The sequence below is a fragment of the bacterium genome, assembly GCA_041648665.1.
In the GTDB taxonomy this organism is placed as follows: Bacteria; UBA10199; UBA10199; order 2-02-FULL-44-16; family JAAZCA01; genus JAFGMW01.
On sequence record JBAZOP010000041.1, the window covers coordinates 1 to 18272 of the forward strand.

Genomic DNA, 18272 nt, shown 5'->3' on the forward strand with positions numbered 1-18272 from the left:
GGACATAAAGACGCTCGAGGATTACCGGCCGCCCGTCATCAGCGAGGTCTTTGCCGACGACGGGACCAAAATCGCCGAGTTCTGGACCGAATGCAGGATATTCCTCCCGTACGACAAGATCCCCAAGCTAGTGGCGCAGGCCTTCGTGGACGCGGAGGACGCGCGCTTCTTCGAGCACAAGGGCGTGGATATGCGCTCGATCGCGCGCGCCTTTGTCGCCAACCTGCAGGCTGGCGAGATCAAACAGGGAGGCAGCACCATCACCCAGCAGATCACGCGTTCTCTCCTGCTCACCCGCGAGCGCAAGCTGTCGAGGAAGGTCAAGGAGGCGATACTCGCCACCAGGCTCGAACGCTACCTCGACAAGGAGACCATACTCACCCTCTATCTCAACCAGATATACCTGGGCAACCGCGCCTACGGTGTGGCGGCGGCCGCCCGCAACTATTTCAAGAAGCCGCTGAACCAGCTCTCGATCGCGCAGATCGCGCTGCTCGCCGGCATGCCCTCCGCGCCGACGTCCTTCTCTCCCATCAACAACCCGGCGGAGGCCCGCCTGCGCCAGCTGCACGTCCTGAACCGAATGGTCGACGAAGGCCATCTCTCCGAGGAGGAGGCCGACAAGGCCAGGGCTGAAAAGTTCGAGATATTCGTCGCCGGCACCGACAAGGATTTCGACGACCCGGACGCCGCCTATTTTTCCGAGCACGTGCGCAGGATCGTAAAGGAAAAATTCGGCGACGATTTCCTCTACCACAGAGGGCTCAAGATCTACACCACGGTCAACCTCAAGATGCAGCACGAGGCCGCAAAGGCGATCCGCCGCGGCATCGAGTCGCTCGACAGGCGCAAGGGATGGAGGGGGCCGCTGGAACACGTGGACGAGACCGAGATAACGGCGAAGGCCAAGGAGTTCGCGGAGGAGAGCGCCTCCACGGACCGGATAATCCGCTGGCCGGTCGACGAAGAGCAATCAGCACAGGCTGCCGCGCCCAATGCCGGCAAGACCTACAAGGCGATCGTCACCGGTTTCAGCGGGCAGGAGGCGTTAGTCCAGACAGGCGACCTGCAGGGCGCGATACCGCATGAAGGATACAAGTGGGCGCATCCCTACACGAAATTCTCGTTCGGCGCGGAGAACTACAATTACGTCACGGACCCGAAGAGGATACTCAAGGTCGGCGACGTGATCATGGTGAGGCAGCGCGACGACGGCCAGTTCGACCTGTACCAGGACCCTGCGATACAGAGCGCGCTGGTCGCCATAGATCCGCGCACCGGATACGTCAAGGCGATGATGGGCGGCTACGACTTCGCAAAGAGCGAGTTCAACCGCGCAACCCAGGCGCTGCGCCAGCCGGGCTCGTCGTTCAAACCCTTCGCCTATTCGGCCGCGCTCGACAAGGGCTATACGTTCAACACGACGATAATCGACGAACCGGTGCTCTACAAGGTGGGCAAGTTCGACACATGGAGCCCGAAGAATTACGGAGGCAACTACAACGGCCCCACCCCCTTCATGAACGCGCTCAAGTTTTCGCGCAACATACCCACGGTCAAGATCGTCTACGACATAGGAACCCATTACCTGACCGCCTATCAACGCAAGATGGGGATCACCACGCCGATCGAAAAATATCTCTCCATGGCGCTCGGCGCGAATGCGGTCTATCTCCTGGAGATGGTCCAGGCCTATGCCGTGTTCGACAACAACGGAAAGAAGGTGACCGCCACGGCGATCATCCGCATCGAGGATTCGAAGGGCAACGTGATAGAATCGGTCAACGCGCCCAGAACCGAGATCGCCGACACAGAGCTGCCCCTTTCCGAGGAAGAGAAGAACAAAACCACTCACGAGGAAAAAACCAAAGAGAAGACCAAGGAAAAGAAAAAACCCGGATTGAAGGTCGACGTCATCGACCTCAACACCGCGCTCTTCGAGGAGGGCCAGCGCTTCATAGAACAGGACGGGCTCAACCTCACCGACCTGGAGATAAAGACCCTCTACGGCTCCGAGATACCGCAGGACCATGTGATCACCCCGCAGACCGCCTATCTCATGGTGAAGCTCTTGAAGGGGGTGGTCGAGGGCGGCACGGGCGCCAGGGTGCAGGCGCTGCAGAAACCGGCGGCCGGCAAGACCGGCACGACCAACGACGAGACCGACGCCTGGTTCATAGGGTTCGTTCCCGATCTCGTCGCGGGCGTATGGGTGGGCTACGACGAGGTGCAGAAGATCGCTCCCGGCGCCACGGGCGGCGGCATCGCGGCCCCGATATTCATCGAATTCATGAAGATGGCGACCGAGGGCTGGGCGGCAAAGGACTTCGCCCCGCCCGACAACTTCCCTGCCGGCGACATCACGACTCTAGCCGGAGGCTCCTCTGTCCTGGGCTTGCGGCCCGGCCTTGAGGATATGTCAATGCACGGCGGCTCCGATCGCGCCGGCGAATTCTTCGAGGAGGACTTCGAGGGTTCTAGCGACAACAGCGGCGGAGGGAACCAAGAAGGCAATCAGGGCGGCGAGTATGAAGACCTGTAAGTCGTGATTTCAAAAACACCTCTGATTATTCTAAAGAAATCAACAAGCTGGACTGCAAACCTTCAGCCTTCATTCTCCCCGGCCGAGGTGTTATAATGGCATTGGTTGGGAAAACGTGAAGGAGGCTTGTATGATTCGTTTTCCGGCTTTCTTGAATCATCGCCGCGAGAGGAGGGATGAAAGGGAAAAAGAGAAAGAGCTGACGATGCAAGGTTGGAGCAACAAGGAATCTGCGGCGCCTCATATGGGTTTTGAAATGCAGCGCAACCTGCCCCACGGTATGGGACGCCATTTCGCCCGCAACGCGTTCAAAGGCAGGGGAATCCACCAGATGATCGCACATGCGGGATCGAGGCGCGGCCAGAGCAACGTCGGCTGACACAGGAAACCGGGTCCGGCTGGATGAGAAAGCGGATCATCTTTTTCGGCTTGAAGGAGGGTAGACCTGCAGCGCGGAAAGGAGATCAAGCTCAATAAATCCGGCCGGGCCTTTCTTTATCCGCAGCGACTCACAACACTAACCCAAAGCCATCTCTTCGAGCTGCGCCTCCACGCACTCCCGCAGCGCAGATAGATCGTAGCCGCCCTCGAGGGTGCAGGCCATCCTGCCCTTGCAGACGTGATCGGCCAGCTCCACGAGCGAACGCATGATCCAGCGATAGCCTTCGGTGGTCACGCGCATACCGCCGAGCGGGTCCTTGAGATGAGAATCGAAACCAGCGGAGACCAGGATGTACTGCGGAGAGAATTTCTCCACCGCCGGGATTATCGTGTCGCCGATCGCACGTTTGTACTCGTCGTCGCCCGCCCCTGCCGAAAGCGGAACATTGAGCGTGGCCCCCCTGCCCTCGCCTTCGCCCTTCTCCTCCTCAGAGCCCGTGCCCGGATAGAAGGGATAGCGATGGCAGGATGCGAAGAAGACGTCCCCCCTCTTGTAGAAGGAGTGTTGCGTGCCGTTGCCGTGGTGGATGTCGAAATCGACGATCGCGATGCGCTCAGCGCCGGCGACCTTCGCCAGCCACTCCGCGCCTATGGCCACGTTGTTGAAGATGCAGAAGCCCATGGCCCGGCCGCGCTCCGCGTGATGGCCCGGCGGCCTCACAAACGCGAAGGAGTTTCTGCATTCGCCCTTGTGCACTGACTCGACACAGGAGAGAAACCCTCCGGCGGCGCGGATCGCCGCCTTCCAAGTGTAGGCGTTGGCGCTGGTGTCGGGGTCGAGGGCCACGAGCTCAGCGCCGTCGGTGTTCTTGATCCTCTGGATGTAGTCCCTGTCGTGGATAAATGCGATTTCGTCCTCTGTCGCGTCCCGGCCGGGAAGCTTCGCGAGCTCCCTCCCGATGCCGTCACCGTCGAGGACTTCCTTTATGGCCTGCAGGCGTTTGGGAGATTCGGGGTGCAGATAGCCCATCTGGTGGAAGGTGCAGATATCATCGTAGAAGACCGCCGTGGACTTCATATATCCGTCCAGTCCCTGGGCACTTCTGTGCTTTCCGTTACTTCCACGATCAGGGTGGTGATATTGTCGCGACCTCCCCTGTCCTTCGCCGCTTCCACCATTCTGTCACAGGCGGTCTGCAGGTCGTCCATGCTTCCAAAATCGAGGATGTCAGCCTCGCCCAAGACGTTGCTGAGGCCATCGCTGCAGAGCAAAAACCGTTCCGGCGGTTTCATCGACAACACGTTTATATCCGCCCTGACCTCTTCCTTGAATCCCACGGATCTGGTAATCACGTTTCTCTTCTCGTGCGTCAGCGCCGCTTCCGGCGGAAGCTCCCCGCTCCTTATCCTGTCCTCCACCCATGTATGATCGTGTGTCAGAAGCTCTATCCTTCCGTCCGCCAGACGATATGCGCGGGAATCCCCCACATGAGCTATATAGATCTTGCCGTCGCGGACAAGGAGTGAGACGAGGGTGGTGCCCATCCTGTGCCTGGCCTTGAACCTTTTTTGAAATTCATCGTCGGGCCCTGCCCCGCCGCCCGGAAAGGCCTTCTCGATTTCCTTTTCGTTCAGATCGAAGAGTTTCTTGTTGATAATGAGCACTGCGAATTCCATGAGTCGGGCAGGATCTACGCCGTCCCACATTCCGTCGGACGATATCGGCTCGAGCGTCGCATCGCCCCCCGCCGGAGCAGTGCGGCGAACGATCTTATCGAGGCTCTCCGACGTGAACCAGCTGGCGACTTCCCCCTTGTCATGCCCGCCCATGCCGTCGGCCACTATGAACACGCCCGCCGCCTCGTCCACGAGAAAGGCATCCTCATTATTGGCCCTTTGGCCGATATCCGACGCCGCACGAGCCCTTATCCTGATGTTCAGAGGTGTCGTCTTTTTCATTACCAGGGAACTTATAACACCATTCCCGTTCGATCAAGCTCAATCTATTGATATTTCTGGATATTTAGATGCCGTCGCGCTAATATAAAAAATCAGGGAGGGGATATGAATCTCAAAGACGAGAAGCGCGAAACGGATAACTGGGCCATCCCGCACGGCATGAGTCTTCCCGAGAACTACGAGGTGATGAGGCAAATCAGGGAGAGCCTCAAGTGGACGGCATATCTGGCCAAGGACGGCCAGGGCAACAAGAGAACCCTCACCTACGTGGACGACGCCAAGATCCTGGAGAGATACAAGGTCTCCGCATTTCAAAGGGGGCTTTCGCCCGAGGAGGCGGAACGGGAAGCGGTCAAATACGCGCACGAGTACAAGGATCGACTATTGAAGATGGTCGAGAATGTGCGCGATCTGGGCAACGAACACGTGGCGGCGATATTTGGAGCGAGCTACGACAAGGAGCGCGACCAGCTCGTCATAATCTCGGATTACACGCCGGGCGTGGATCTGGCGTACGCCGCCGAGAAGCTCAATCCCATGCAGCTCGTCTGCATATTCGCCCAGATCCTCTCCGGCATCGACTTCATCCACAAGAACGGCTTTCTCCATCTGAACATCAAGCCGTCGCGCATATATGTGGACTTCGAGCAGGACCCGCCGCAGGCACAGCTCACCGATTTCGGCTTCGCCGTGCCCATAGGCAAATACGAGGGCGAGAGTTCCGGCACCCTGCTCTACATGGCGCCGGAGGTCGTGATGAACCGAAAAGAGCTTATAGATGAGCGCGCCGACCTTTATTCCTTCGGGGTTACCATGTACACGAGCCTGACCGGCCGGTTCCCGCTCGAAAACAGGTTGAACGCCCGATCCGACAAAAGCGAGTTTGCAAGGATAGTGGACAAGGAGGAGAGCGTGAGGACCCCTCCGTCATTTTACAACAAACGCGTCCCGAAGGAACTTGACGAGCTCATCATAGGTCTACTCGAAAAAAAACCCGATAGGCGCAAATACGCGCACGCCGACGTGCTTCTGTCCGCATTCAACGAGCTGTGGCCCAAGGAGTGCTCCGGCATGACGCGCGAGGGCATAAGCAGCTTATCTTCCTATGACTGAGACATGAACCCCGACAAAATCGACCAATACACGATTCAGAGGCCCGCGATAGCCAAGGGCGGTTTCGGCGTGGTGCACGAAGCGACCTCGCCCGACGGCAGACGCATCGCCGTCAAGGTGCTCAACCGCGAAGCGGTGGAGATGCGCATCGAGCAGATGCTCAAGGCAAAGAACCCCGGCATCGAAAGAGACCTGGAGACCCTCAGGATAGAGACACAAAAAGCGTATGCTCAAAACGTAGAGCAGTTCAAGACCGAATACCAGTGGCTCACGAGGCTCAGACACCCCAACATAGCCGAGGTCATCGACATCGGTTGCCACGACGGCAGCTATTACATAGCGTCCGAATTCATCGACGGCTCACCCATCGCGGATTGCGTGAAAGGATGGAATCCGGAGGAGATGGTGCCGCTGTTCGTCCAGGCGCTCGCAGGGTTGGACTTCATCCACAGAAACGGCCTGATACACCTCGACATAAAATCGGCCAACATCCTGGTGAGGCGGTCGAACGGCGGCTACGACGTGAAGATAATAGACTTCGGACTGGCCATGACGCCCGACGAATACACGGGCAAGATAATGGGCACGATGTCCACGATGGCGCCGGAGGTGGCACTGGGGCTTACGGAAGAGGTGGACGGACGGGCCGATCTCTTCTCCATGGCCGCCGTCATGTACTTCTGCCTAACCTGGAGCGTATCCTTTCCTTATCCGAGGCCCAAGGCAACGAACAGGGAATCCGTTCGGCGCGTCATCGCCCGCGAGGAAACTCTCACGATCAGGCCGCCGTCGGAGGTGCATCACAGGCCGATCGAATTTCCGGAACATCTCGAGAAAGTGGTCATGAGGCTTTTGGCGCACAAGGCACGGGACCGCTTCTATCCCAACGCGCGAGCGGTGATAAACGCCCTGACGACCCAAAGGACCGAAGCCTTTGCAGACACGCCGGACACTCTCGGGGCCTACCTCAGGCCCGAGCACAACAGATACATAGGCAGGGATGACCTCGTTGCCCAAGTTTTAAGCGGGATAGAGACGCTCAAAAAAGGCGAGCCGCCCCCCTGCCCCATCGTAAGGATCGAGGGAGGCGAAGGCTTGGGCAAAACTCATTTTCTCCGTCTCGTTCACGACGCCGCAGGCCGGAACATCGAAAAAATTGCGCTGCACCATATCTCATTTCCGTCCGGCAACGACGCGGCCGTCGCCTGGGCAAACGCGTTGACCGAGGACCTAGCGAAAAACGAAAAACCGATCCTCGCGCTCGTCGACAACATCCACGAATGCGCGGGAATTTCCTACAAAGTCGCGGAGGCGATCCTCGGTTTCGTCCGCCTCGCAACGGAAAAGGCCCATTCGCCCGAAGTATACGCCGACATAAGGCCCGCGATGATCGTCTTCACCGTAAGCGACAACGCGCCGAGCGTGAAAGCCGCATCGGAGGGCATAGCTAATTTGATCGATGCGTCGAAAAAGGACTTTGAATTCGCAAGGATCGTCTCCCTCAAACCCTTTGGGGCAAAGGAGATCGACGAGTACCTCACATCGACGCCCGCGCTCGACGGAAAGCGCCCCGATGGAAGGCGCGTCGACGCACTCCTCAATCGCACTTCGGGAATCCCGCGCGAGATCGTGGAGACGCTCACCGAAATGGACAAACAGGGGATACTCTTCGACGCCGAGGGGGACATCGTCATACCCGACTTGGAAACAGGGATGGGAAGCGCGAAGGCCTCCAGGTCGACCGAAGAACGGCTGCTGGCGCAATACAGGGCTTTACCCGAGAACCAGCGCCGCATCTGCGAGATTATGGCATGTTGGCGCGCAAGGCCCATGCTACCCGCACCGACCATCGGAGACATCCTCTCCTTCTCCACGGGCGCGGCCAGGGGACAGGCGGTCAGGGCGCTCGTCCAAGCGGATGTCCTACATTACAACGCTGAAAACGATCGCTATTCCTTTGCAAACGACTTCATGGCCTCGGTCGTGCACGAAGCCATGGACGAAGCGTCGAGGGGCGAAATTCACCGAGCTATAGCGACGTTGCTCTCGCGCGACGCCCTCGCTGCCGAGGAATTTAGGGACGCCGTGGGGTATCACACGGCCTATTCGAACGATGCGAAGGCGGCCGCAAGGAGTTCGGCAAGCCTGGGAAGACGCCTCTTGTACGACGTCGGCAACATACCGGTGGCCATCGAGCTGCTCAATCGAGCATGCGATCTGACGAAGGAAAGCGATTGGAAGCTTTGGGCGTACGCGACAACCCTCCTGGCCGAGGCGCTCTCCCACGCGGAGAGACACGACGAAGCCGGCGAGGCCGTCCGCGAGGGCCTGAATCTCGTCGGAGAGAGGTCGATACAATGGAGGCTGGCGCTTGAGTCGAGGGGCATAGTCCATTTCCTCAACAAGGGGATGATGGACGAGGCTTTAGAGATGATCGAGAGAGCACAGAAAGATCTCGCCGCGACCCACGGCGCGATCACACGCCTTGCGTTCATGAATCTCAAAGGCAGGTATCACTACGAGATGGCGACTAGGGGAATGGGCGATACGACGGAGCATCTTAACCTGGCGCGCGAGATATTCGAGGACACGGCGCGAGCGGAACGCGAACTCCCCGAGGGGGCGAGGCGCAGGGTCTCGGGGGGCGGGCTTCACCTCGTCCACAAGCATATGGGACAATACGACCTGGCCGCGGAGGCGCTGGAAGAATACATTGAGGGACATGAGCTTACCGACTACGCCCTTGCAAACGCCTCCAGGGAGCTCGCCGAGCTCTATAGGGTGAGAAGGGAATACGACAAATCGCTCGAATACGCCGCAAAAGCCGCGGCACTGGCCAAAAAGAAGCACATGGGCAGGCTCCTGTTTCACGCGCTCGGAGCGCTGGCCAACCTTTATCACGACACCGACCGGTTCGAGAAATCCGTCGAAATAGACAACAGGAGGATAGCCGCAAGCGTTCACTTCAAAGATAAAATGGACTACAGGCGGATGGCGGCGAGGATATGGACCCACATGGGCCACTGTTACAAGGAACTCGGCCTGTGGGACAAGGCAGCGATTTATTTCGAGGCCGCGACGGGCCCGGAAGCGGAGGACTATTACAGGATGTCGGCGACCCAGGGGTTGGGAGAGGTATGCTACGAGAAAGGCGATTTGGAGGGGGCGTTCGCGCAGTTCGACCGGGCAAGGGAGCTTCTCGATAAATTCCCCGACGACGCGATTTCGCGGTCGTACCGATACAGGATATCCTACATAGAAGCGCAGGCGCACCTCAGAAGCGGCAGACCGGGCGACGCCCTCGCGCTCGTACCTCGGCTTCGGAAACTCGCCGGGAGCGACGAAGACAAGGCGAGGGATATCGATGAGCTGGAGAGACGAATGGTCGAGAGATAATTTTTCGAGGATCGTATATCACCATCTGTCAGATTAAGTCGTGACCAGTTCATATCAAGGGAGGAAAAGATACCAATAACAATCCGATTGTTATTGGTATTTTTCTCGCAATGGGTTCGATATTTCGAATTAAGTTTTATGTTCTTGGCTTTTGCGCTGTGACGACCGACTCGAGAGTTTTTTCCTCTTAAATGCAACGTAAACCATACCAATTGAAAACGAGAGAAGTAGCACTGAGATAACCAACCCAGCACCGCCACAGAAATTGCCATATCTTGCGACGAGACATCCAGTTCTGAAGTAGCTATAGATATCTCGAAGAATAAAAAGGAGGAACAATATCGATGCTAACCTCATCATTTTATCAGACTCTCCGAAGTCAATCGAAATTCATTTACAGACGATTGGGCATCATCATAAATTTCTCTTAATCCTTTTCCAAGCTCCGATCCTAAGTAATCAAACATTACAATAGATGGATCATTATTCGGAAACAGAGGAAAATTTGGATCAACAATACTTCCTGCGACTCCGCCAACAAATGCAGCACTCTGTTCTGGGTGTGTTAGTGCATATCCTGCAACACCTTGTACAGCGACTTCAGCTGCTGTGGTTAGCATGGTTTCTGCAGCCGCATCACCAACGCTAATCGCATATCCAACTCCAGCCGCAGTTTTCTCAGCTACAAGACTCGTAGCCGTATATGCTGCACGGCCAGCAGCCAATTCCGCACTTGCCGTATATGGTGCCAGTGCTACACCGGCATGCAAAGCAATTGGTGCCGCCGCCAGCGTTAGCAATCCTACACCAAGGCTCATTTCTAGCACACGTTCTTCTGGACTACGCGGTCCTACCCTTAAATTCTCCTGATATTGATCATGATAGACAAGCCTGTTTTCATGGAGCGCAGCATTATCTATCAACCCGTCTGGATCGACATAAGTCATGGGATTATCGCGCACGTATGTATATAAATTGGATGATGCCGTCTTTTCAATCGCGATTTTCGGCTCCTCCACAAACAACGGATCCGGGCTGATCCACCGCCCCATCTCCGGGTTGTAATACCGCTTGCCGAAGTAGATCAGGCCCGTCTCCTCGTCCAGCTCCTTGCCCGTATATACGTAGTCGACCTCTACCGCCTCGTTATCCGCTGTATCCGCGGCCTTTTCGAGGCCGTACGGATACCGGTTCTCCTCGTGGAGCACGTTGCCAAGGGAGTCGGTGACGATGTGGGCCGAGCCCAGGTGATCGTCCAGGTAATAGATAACGCCGGGCTGCGGGGTCACCTCGCCCAAAGACGCCTGGGTGCCAGGGCCACCGGAGCAACCACCCACACCCCACATTGCAACAGGAACACAACAGATGAAGGTAAATAACAATGCATGCAGACGATTGCACATAGGATACATGTATTACAAAATGCGTGCCATCCCTTGGATTCTGCAACATAGCGATATATAGGCAAAATTATCAAGCAAGTTGCCCGGTTTCTGTGTCTAAAATCCGGGAATCGGGACAGCGGTGTTCGGGATGGTGAACAGATCAATGACGCCAATAACAATCCGATTGTTACTGGTAGCTTCAATTCATAAATAATACGCCGCGAGCCCGTTGAGGCCCGCGGCATATATCGTTTTGGCGATCGATCAGGCAGCGTTCAGAACCTTGCCATAACTCATGATCTCGGACCAGAAGATGCTGTCGGAACCGGCCTTCGCTATCTCATCGGGCGTATAGCCAAGGACTTCAAGCGGTGCATCAATGCCTGCAGTCAGCTTCGAAAGCATCTCCAGGCGTTCGAGGGCAGCCCATCTCGCTAAATCCTCCGAGACTATGACCAGATCTATATCACTCAAAGAAGTCGCCTCCTCTCTGGCATACGAACCGAAGAGGATGATCTGCTTTGGAATAATGCCGTGCTCCTTAAGCACCGAGACATACAGCGACACTATTTTTTCGATATCAGGACATTTTTCAACCATTTAAAAAGCACCTCCGTCCTATCGAACAACCCCTTAACGTATTCTTCGGTATATTGACGGTAAAGATTCTGGATGTCTTCGGGATATCTTGTGCCCAAGTAGTGGGGCGCCAGAGAGAGCAGTACGTCGGACATATTCGCCGGAAGATCCAGACCGGCGTGTCTGCTCAACAAAGTGAAATTATGCGTCCTCGGAGGAACTTCACTTGTGCGCTCCTGCACCAAAGCCTTGAGAATCTTCTCGACCGCCTGATGACAGAAATGCGCCGCATAGAACGGTCTCTGTTTATTGCGCAGGACATCGCGCGCAAAATCCAGATCGTTCTGCGCCATCTCAAGCCATGTCTTTGTCTGTGGCTTCATTGAAAGTTATAAATATCCTACCCCAGCAACTTCAACGGATATTCTGTAATAAAATCAAGGATATGTCAATGTATGAAAACGGGTTTGTCACCGACTTTTTCAGAGATTTCAATTCATAAATAATACGCCGCAGGCCCGTTGAGGCCCGCGGCATATGTCTGAATGCGCCTTGGGGGAGGCGCTATTTGTGCGATCTGGTCAAGCGCATGGCCCCGACGATCGAGAGGGCCAAGAGGACCCACCAGGCGTTGAAGTCGAGGACGACGCTGCGGAAGGAATCGTTCGCAAGCGAGGCCCCGCCGCCGCCGCAGCCGCTGGCCACGCCGCTCGCCGAGATCATTCCGCCCTCGCCGCCCATGGAATTGGCGCCGTCCTCCGTAGTGTAATCGTCGTCGCCGCCGCTGTCGGTTACGCCGGTGGGCATATCGACCGGCCCGGTCTCGACGGGTGCCATGATGACGGCAATGCCATCCATTTCCATGTAATCAGATGGAAGTTCCGTTGAACCAGTTCCCGTAAAAATCGCAGAAATATGATACTCTTGAATACCACAATCGCTCGCCGGAATGAGGGCCATCACTTCAGATGGTAAGCTATCGATAATGCATATACCATCAGCGCCAATCACACATTTTGTCAGATATTTCTTTATTTGCTTGTTAAGATCAGATTCATAAATAGTTGCAATCCCATCTGTCTGAGGAGCATTAAAATATATCTCACGCTTAATTACATTGCCGCTTGCATCCCGTTCGCACCGCAAAGCATATTCCTTTCCCTCCTCCTCATATAAGACAGTTTCTAATGGTATCAAATCCTCATTCGCGCCGGGCTCTATGAGAATCGCATCGTTGGCAGCGCCTTCGGAGGCCAGCGGCGGCTTGTTGTCGTAGATCAAATTGTACCCAAACTTGTTTCCCTTTCCGCTCACGACGTGCAGGCCGAGGACGTTGTCGTGGATCGAGTTCTTGTCGGTGGAGACCTGCTCGTGACTCGTCGCGCCGACGAGGACGTCGTTTGCGGCTATGCTCACGCCCTCGCCGCAGCCGGAGATCTCGCTCGACTGCACCATGGCGCCGTTTGATTTGACCTCGACGCATACGCCCGACTTGGACGCATCGCCTGCGATCTTGGAGGACTTGATTTCGGTCTTTCCGGCGCCGCCGAGGACAACGCCGTTTTTGACGTCCTTGAGCGCGATGTCTTTGAGGATGATCTTCCCGGTGCCTTTGTTGTCGGTGACGAGGATGGGAATATTTACAGGGTTGTCAGAGTCATTTCTAATATTCAATCCAACTATGTATACATCCTTTGATTCGCCGGCATTTGTTACTATTAAGAATTCTGAAGTGAAGAAAGTAGTGTTCACCACCACTTCATTGTTTTCAAAACAAAGCTCATAATGATCGCCCACGGCATATGAACTATAATTGGATAATGCCGTCCTTATCGTGGAGATTTTAATGGGTATAGAACCGCCTAACGAAATTGTACTACTACAAGTCTGCGCGGAACTCGTAAGCGGAATCGAAAGTATGACTGCAACAACTGCTATAACGATCGCCCGTTTCATAATTCCCCCTCGGCTTATTCAACCATCATCTTAATAGAGCAAGGTCCATGCCAGATATTAGCACAGTGCTAACCGTATATAAATCAATATGTTGCATAAGCCGTAAGGGTTAATTTTCACCCACGCGGGAGGGGGCGATTATCTTTTTGGGAGAATCTACAAGCCAAACACTTCTCAATGGTCAATCCTCGCACGAAACGATGGTCACCATATCGACCAGGATCGGCACGGGATCGCCGGGGTGCTGCGCTTGGTAGAAGTTCATGAGCTGCTGAGCGTAGGCATAGGATATGCCGCCGGAATAGCTGCGGCCGGGCAAGGAATGCTCGCAGGGATCGTAACCGAGAGAGACGTGACGTGCACCGTCCGTGTCGAGCAAAGAGTCGTACTCGTCGCTGGAATATGCGATCTTCCATTGGTCGGGGCACATGACGGCGCGGTCGTCTTTATTATCTCCATCAAACCTACCCACAACAGGATGACATTCTGGACCACCGTAGATATTGGTTGGTGCCAATGTAAATAGCGAATTGTAATAACCATCATCCGTAACTAACCAGTCACCATTTTTTACGCTTAAATTTGGATATTCACCACCCTCATAATCAGCAACTAAGGATACATGGTCGCTTCCCCCAAATATATATGGAGCACCTAACATTTCCATCCAATCCTGATCAGGGAGATAATCCACGCCATCATGCGGGATGATATACATCCTCCCTTCGTCCGGATGTGTATCAGGCACTTTGATGCTGAAATACTGCGTGCCATTCAACTCGAAATCCCCAGGAGACAGCAAATACGCCCAACCCGGCGCCTGGGCAAGCATCGTGTCCGTGAGGAGCTGCGAGCTCCACTCAAAGCTGCCAAGCCCGGCCTCCGTGCCATCGCCATAATCCACCCTCACAAAACCGTCCGAACACGCTATGCCGATATCCAGATAGGCATCGTTGTTGTACTGCGCGATAAACGGCCTGCTGTAATCCGCATCCGCGGGATCAATGGTCATCTGGTCGTGCCATTGCGAGCTGTAATCGATCACCCAGTCCCAGCCGTGCCACACGTTGTTGCGGGTGAGGTCGGTGTCGGTGAGGGATACGTAGAAGACTCCTGCGCATTTATCATACGCCACAAAGTCCGCCCTGCCGTCGGAGTTCATGTCCTCGACATAGGGCCATACGCCGCAGTCGCCATCTATAGCAGTGTACGCGACATCCACGTCCCATGCGCCGAAGCCGTCGGCCGCACTGCCCGTACCGGACAGATCTATCTTCCAGTTGCCGTTTGAAAACTGCACCAGGTCGGCGCGGCCGTCGCCGTCAAAGTCATAGTGCTCACCGATGTAATTCCCCTCCGGCCACAACTCCACCTCGGGGCAACTGGGGTCGTTGACACCGATGATCATATGATGCTCGATATCCGCCGCGCCACAGACAAGCCCCACGCCCATCGCACGAAGCGCCAGGTACTGCGTCTCCGTGAGCTGCTCGTCCGCGACAAGCTCCGGATACGACGCAAACACGTCCGCCACGAACGTATCCACGATGTTCATCGCCTCGTCGATCCTCGGCTGCATGCCTATGTTGCCGCCGCTGCCCGACTGCGCAACGCCCGAATCCGCCAGTATCTCGCGCATCTTGAGCGGCATGATAAAGCGCGTGGCGACATTCACGAGCTCCTGTTTCGCATAGCTCTGCACGAGAACCGCCGAGCCCGCGATCATCGCCGCGGCGGCGCTCGTCCCGCCGAACATGTCCGTGTAGTAGGCGTTCGTCTCGGTGTTCGGGGGTACGGGAGAAGTCGTGCCGCTCCACACGTAGGGATTGCCCGTGTAGGGATAGCCCGCCGTGGCCACGCCGTTGCCCCAGGCGAAGACGTCCACGCGGCTGCCCCAATTGGAATACGGATGCAGGACCTTGCCGGCACCCTGGCTGGCGCCGCCGACGATGGAACCAACATCCTGTATTGATAAGTTGATCCAAGGAGAAGGATTATAAGTGGCGGAATCGTCTAAATCCACATACCCGTTACCGGCACCTTCTATCACAGTAATACCTGCAGCTATGGCATACTCGACCGCCGCGTAATTAGAGGGTGAAGTGGTAGTAGGTATACATCCGTGGGGATCTGCATCACACGACACCATCTCATCACCAATGGCACCCCGCATTTGAACTTCTATCATCATGATGTCGCCTGGATACATTTCGCCATCCGTATCATCACCGTCAAGATAGTTCATAATTGCATCATCGACCACTGCTGTGGAGTAAATGCCATTCAGATGAAAATCGGCATCCGGCGCAAATCCGTCCGTGCCGTGACCGTTGTGCAGCGATCCCAATATCCCGGCCACAGACGTCCCGTGCGCTATCGCCTCATGGCATTCCGGATCTGTCGAAGTAATTGGACAAGGAGCTGTCGACTCATGAATATTTAAATCCTCATGCTGATGATTCCACCCACCTTCAACATCTATGACCCTAACGCCCGCGCCCGTTATCCCCGCGCTCCATGCAGCTTGGGGATTCAGGCCGCCATGCGTGGCTTCGGGATACAGATACCCCTGGTGCACGGTCAAATCCGGCACGTCGATTATCCCGGTCGGAGAGGTCTTCTGCGCGGGATACAACAGCCTCACGCCGTCCTTGTCCTTGAGCTCCCGATACACCAGCACCGCGTCCGCGGTATCTGGCGCGTCGATCTTAAAAATTGAGTTGAAATCGGCCAATTGCCCGCCCGACACACGCTCCAGTTTCGCCTTGAGCGCGTCCAGACGATCCGCATCCACGTTTACGCTCTGCCTCAAACTCACCGTGGAATACGAATTTATCAGCCCCTCTATCGATATCAACGGATCGGGCTGACCCTTGGTGCTGAAGAGCTCCTTCGTGCTGCTCAGGCGCGCGCCCAAGCCTTCCTCCAGGTGAAGGACCAGGTACCCTGCATAGTTTTCGGAGAGAATGACCTGCTCGGCTGAGTCCTGCGGCGCCCTCGCGTCGTAGCCGACGCCGGGTATGTAATCCGTGCCGCCGCAGGAGGAAACAAGAAGAACGAGAGCGAGGAGGGAATGTAATCTCTGTGGGGTTCGCATCGACATCCTTAAATCCCCCTGATTCTCAATAAGTTCGCCTCATATCTACCACCGTGACGCAGCGCATACAAGCCCATTCTTGACAGTCCTTATATCTCATTTTCGGCAAGGATCACAAAAGGTTGCGCGGTTTTTGAAGGGGCCTGAAACTGGCACGGGATATGCTTAAAAGGGCAAAAGGAGAGGGTACTCAGTGGCCGGGGGTTTCAAGTGCGGTTATGCGTGTTTCGTGATCATCGATATGCACGTGGATCGAATCGATCTTGTCGGCCAGGCCGGCCGCTGTGTCCTTGATTTCGGTTCGGAGACGGGTCTCCATGTCATTCATCTCACCCCTGACATCTGCAATATCCGACTTCAACTCTTCCTTCGTGGACTTCAGCGCCTGCTGGGTAAAGCGGAGTTCTTCCTCAACCTTGCCGATTCGCTTACCCAAAACAACTTCGGTACCCTTGGCGCTGGATTTTATCAGTTCCTTGATATCCTCGAATAAGGGAATAAACTTCTCCCTCGTCATCACCTCACCCGTCCGATTTATAACAGGATGCGTCTTGTCATTGCTCATGATCAACCTCGCAGGGGATTTGTTGCTAGCAGGGCGTGCGTCCACACGCAAGCGGTTTTTGGGGCGAGGCATCAGGAGACTTCAAACTTGATTCCTACAGCGGCACGGTGAAGGTGCCGATCTTTATGGACGGACGTGCGACCCTGCCGGTTATGCTGAGGGAATCAGCCTGTTAAGCACAATGCTAATATTTCGGGACGCGTGGTAAGTTCCTTTCCCCGAATCGGGGTATCGAATCACCAAAAGCGCATGAGACCATACAGACGCACTGGACGACATTCTTAAATAACACGTAATATCAGTGCGTTACACGCCTGCCATATCCCCAGAAACGGCACGGAAATTGCTTCAATATATTATAAATCGAGCGCAAGTCAGATCTACCCACTAAGAAGAGGGGAAACAGCATGAGCAAACTCAAGAGCCGCCCAAACGACGAGTTGAACCGGTGGAAGAAATTCGTCGACCAGTTCGCCCACGACATGGCAAGCCCGCTCTCCTTCCTGGAGCAATACGTATTGCACGTATCCAGAGGGGGAAAGGATATCGACGAGGACGGCGTGGATCTGCACAAAGTGGCGCAGCGCTCCATCGGAAAGCTCCGAGACATGCTCGACAACATCAGAAACCGTTCCAAGCTCGACGCAACGGCGTTCTATATATCCGATCTCGCGGAAATGATCGGGGGAGTCTTGTCCGAGATCAGGGAAACAGCGACAAATCGCGGTATAGACATTTCGTACGTAGGACCGGACCATCTGCTTGGAAAATTCGACCGATCCAAGCTGGAGCGTGTATTGACCAACCTCTGCAGGAATGCGATCGAAGCCATGCCGCCCGCCGGGGGATTGATCACGACATCGTTGTCGAACAATGACGACTCAGTGTGGATTGAAATTTACGACAATGGGGCCGGGATATCGCCACAATCGATAGACCGAATCTTTGAACGAGGCTATACGTACGGGAAGACAAACGGCACGGGACTCGGGTTGAGCTTCTGCAAAAGCGTCGTCGAAGCGCACGGGGGTTCGCTCAAAGTATTCAGCGAAAAAGGCCACGGCACAGTCTTCTCGCTTGAATTTCCTGTCCTCGCCGCTCTCAAGGCACGGCATCAACCCCCCGGACAAGAAAATACCGACATAGAAGCGACCCTGCTATACGATAACCCTTTATGCCACGAAGAGTTGCTGAAAATTTTCAGCGACACCCACAATGAAGACGCCATAAGTATCGCCGACAGCGACTTCCGCTCTTCGAGACAAACAGGGCACGACAATACGCTCGACCCTGTATAGT

At 55.5% G+C, this 18272-nt stretch carries 13 protein-coding genes; 5 read left to right on the forward strand and 8 right to left on the reverse strand.

Annotated elements, in window-relative coordinates; all coding sequences use genetic code 11:
- Together WC683_12450 and WC683_12455 are read left to right on the forward strand one after the other, a co-directional pair.
- Window positions 1-2542: PBP1A family penicillin-binding protein (locus tag WC683_12450; GenBank protein MFA4973420.1), on the forward strand; the 2542-nt coding region annotated here is incomplete at its 5' end.
- A gap of 130 nt (window positions 2543-2672) precedes the next feature.
- Complete coding sequence (locus WC683_12455) at window positions 2673-2921, forward strand: hypothetical protein (GenBank protein MFA4973421.1); 249 nt, start codon at window positions 2673-2675, stop codon at window positions 2919-2921.
- Between the two features lie 138 nt (window positions 2922-3059).
- On the opposite strand, the gene WC683_12460 is transcribed toward WC683_12455, so the two are convergent.
- Together WC683_12460 and WC683_12465 are read right to left on the reverse strand one after the other, a co-directional pair.
- On the reverse strand, window positions 3060-4001 hold the full coding sequence (locus WC683_12460) for a histone deacetylase (GenBank protein ID MFA4973422.1): 942 nt from the start codon (window positions 3999-4001) through the stop codon (window positions 3060-3062).
- On the reverse strand, window positions 3998-4882 hold the full coding sequence (locus WC683_12465) for a protein phosphatase 2C domain-containing protein (protein ID MFA4973423.1): 885 nt from the start codon (window positions 4880-4882) through the stop codon (window positions 3998-4000). Before WC683_12465 ends, WC683_12460 begins: the two co-directional genes overlap by 4 nt.
- Window positions 4883-4987: 105 nt before the next feature.
- Between WC683_12465 and WC683_12470 the strand changes: the two genes are divergently transcribed.
- Window positions 4988-5995, forward strand: a complete 1008-nt coding sequence (locus WC683_12470) for a serine/threonine-protein kinase (protein MFA4973424.1) — start codon at window positions 4988-4990, stop codon at window positions 5993-5995.
- Between the two features lie 3 nt (window positions 5996-5998).
- Entirely contained in the window at window positions 5999-9391 is a 3393-nt protein-coding gene (locus WC683_12475) for a protein kinase (protein ID MFA4973425.1), read from the forward strand.
- Between the two features lie 356 nt (window positions 9392-9747).
- On the opposite strand, the gene WC683_12480 is transcribed toward WC683_12475, so the two are convergent.
- From WC683_12480 to WC683_12505, 6 genes are all read right to left on the reverse strand, one after another.
- Window positions 9748-10803 carry an RHS repeat-associated core domain-containing protein gene (locus WC683_12480; GenBank protein ID MFA4973426.1) on the reverse strand — a complete coding sequence of 352 codons (1056 nt, stop codon included), beginning with the start codon at window positions 10801-10803 and terminating at the stop codon, window positions 9748-9750.
- Between the two features lie 237 nt (window positions 10804-11040).
- Window positions 11041-11376 (reverse strand): nucleotidyltransferase domain-containing protein, encoded by a 336-nt coding sequence (locus WC683_12485; GenBank protein MFA4973427.1) that lies wholly within the window; start codon window positions 11374-11376, stop codon window positions 11041-11043.
- Window positions 11343-11738, reverse strand: coding sequence for a HEPN domain-containing protein (locus WC683_12490; protein ID MFA4973428.1), 396 nt, complete (start codon window positions 11736-11738; stop codon window positions 11343-11345). Before WC683_12490 ends, WC683_12485 begins: the two co-directional genes overlap by 34 nt.
- 181 nt (window positions 11739-11919) lie before the next feature.
- Complete coding sequence (locus WC683_12495; GenBank protein MFA4973429.1) at window positions 11920-13311, reverse strand: hypothetical protein; 1392 nt, start codon at window positions 13309-13311, stop codon at window positions 11920-11922.
- 181 nt (window positions 13312-13492) lie between these two features.
- Window positions 13493-16414 (reverse strand): S8 family serine peptidase, encoded by a 2922-nt coding sequence (locus WC683_12500; GenBank protein MFA4973430.1) that lies wholly within the window; start codon window positions 16412-16414, stop codon window positions 13493-13495.
- 184 nt (window positions 16415-16598) lie between these two features.
- Window positions 16599-16973: a hypothetical protein gene (locus tag WC683_12505; protein MFA4973431.1), complete on the reverse strand. Its 375-nt coding sequence runs from the start codon at window positions 16971-16973 to the stop codon at window positions 16599-16601.
- 407 nt (window positions 16974-17380) lie between these two features.
- Here WC683_12505 and WC683_12510 point away from each other — a divergent pair, with 407 nt between their 5' ends.
- Complete coding sequence (locus tag WC683_12510; protein ID MFA4973432.1) at window positions 17381-18271, forward strand: HAMP domain-containing sensor histidine kinase; 891 nt, start codon at window positions 17381-17383, stop codon at window positions 18269-18271.
- Window position 18272: the final 1 nt, after the last annotated feature.

What these genes read in the sequence shown, in the direction of transcription:
- WC683_12465 (MFA4973423.1), bottom strand. Translation starts at nt 4,882, where the DNA reads ATGAAAAAGACGACACCTCTGAACATCAGGATAAGGGCTCGTGCGGCG.
- WC683_12480 (MFA4973426.1), bottom strand. Translation starts at nt 10,803, where the DNA reads ATGTATCCTATGTGCAATCGTCTGCATGCATTGTTATTTACCTTCATC.
- WC683_12485 (MFA4973427.1), bottom strand. Translation starts at nt 11,376, where the DNA reads ATGGTTGAAAAATGTCCTGATATCGAAAAAATAGTGTCGCTGTATGTC.
- WC683_12505 (MFA4973431.1), bottom strand. Translation starts at nt 16,973, where the DNA reads ATGAGCAATGACAAGACGCATCCTGTTATAAATCGGACGGGTGAGGTG.
- WC683_12490 (MFA4973428.1), bottom strand. Translation starts at nt 11,738, where the DNA reads ATGAAGCCACAGACAAAGACATGGCTTGAGATGGCGCAGAACGATCTG.
- WC683_12460 (MFA4973422.1), bottom strand. Translation starts at nt 4,001, where the DNA reads ATGAAGTCCACGGCGGTCTTCTACGATGATATCTGCACCTTCCACCAG.
- WC683_12470 (MFA4973424.1), top strand. Translation starts at nt 4,988, where the DNA reads ATGAATCTCAAAGACGAGAAGCGCGAAACGGATAACTGGGCCATCCCG.
- WC683_12495 (MFA4973429.1), bottom strand. Translation starts at nt 13,311, where the DNA reads ATGAAACGGGCGATCGTTATAGCAGTTGTTGCAGTCATACTTTCGATT.
- WC683_12510 (MFA4973432.1), top strand. Translation starts at nt 17,381, where the DNA reads ATGAGCAAACTCAAGAGCCGCCCAAACGACGAGTTGAACCGGTGGAAG.
- WC683_12500 (MFA4973430.1), bottom strand. Translation starts at nt 16,414, where the DNA reads ATGTCGATGCGAACCCCACAGAGATTACATTCCCTCCTCGCTCTCGTT.
- WC683_12455 (MFA4973421.1), top strand. Translation starts at nt 2,673, where the DNA reads ATGATTCGTTTTCCGGCTTTCTTGAATCATCGCCGCGAGAGGAGGGAT.
- WC683_12475 (MFA4973425.1), top strand. Translation starts at nt 5,999, where the DNA reads ATGAACCCCGACAAAATCGACCAATACACGATTCAGAGGCCCGCGATA.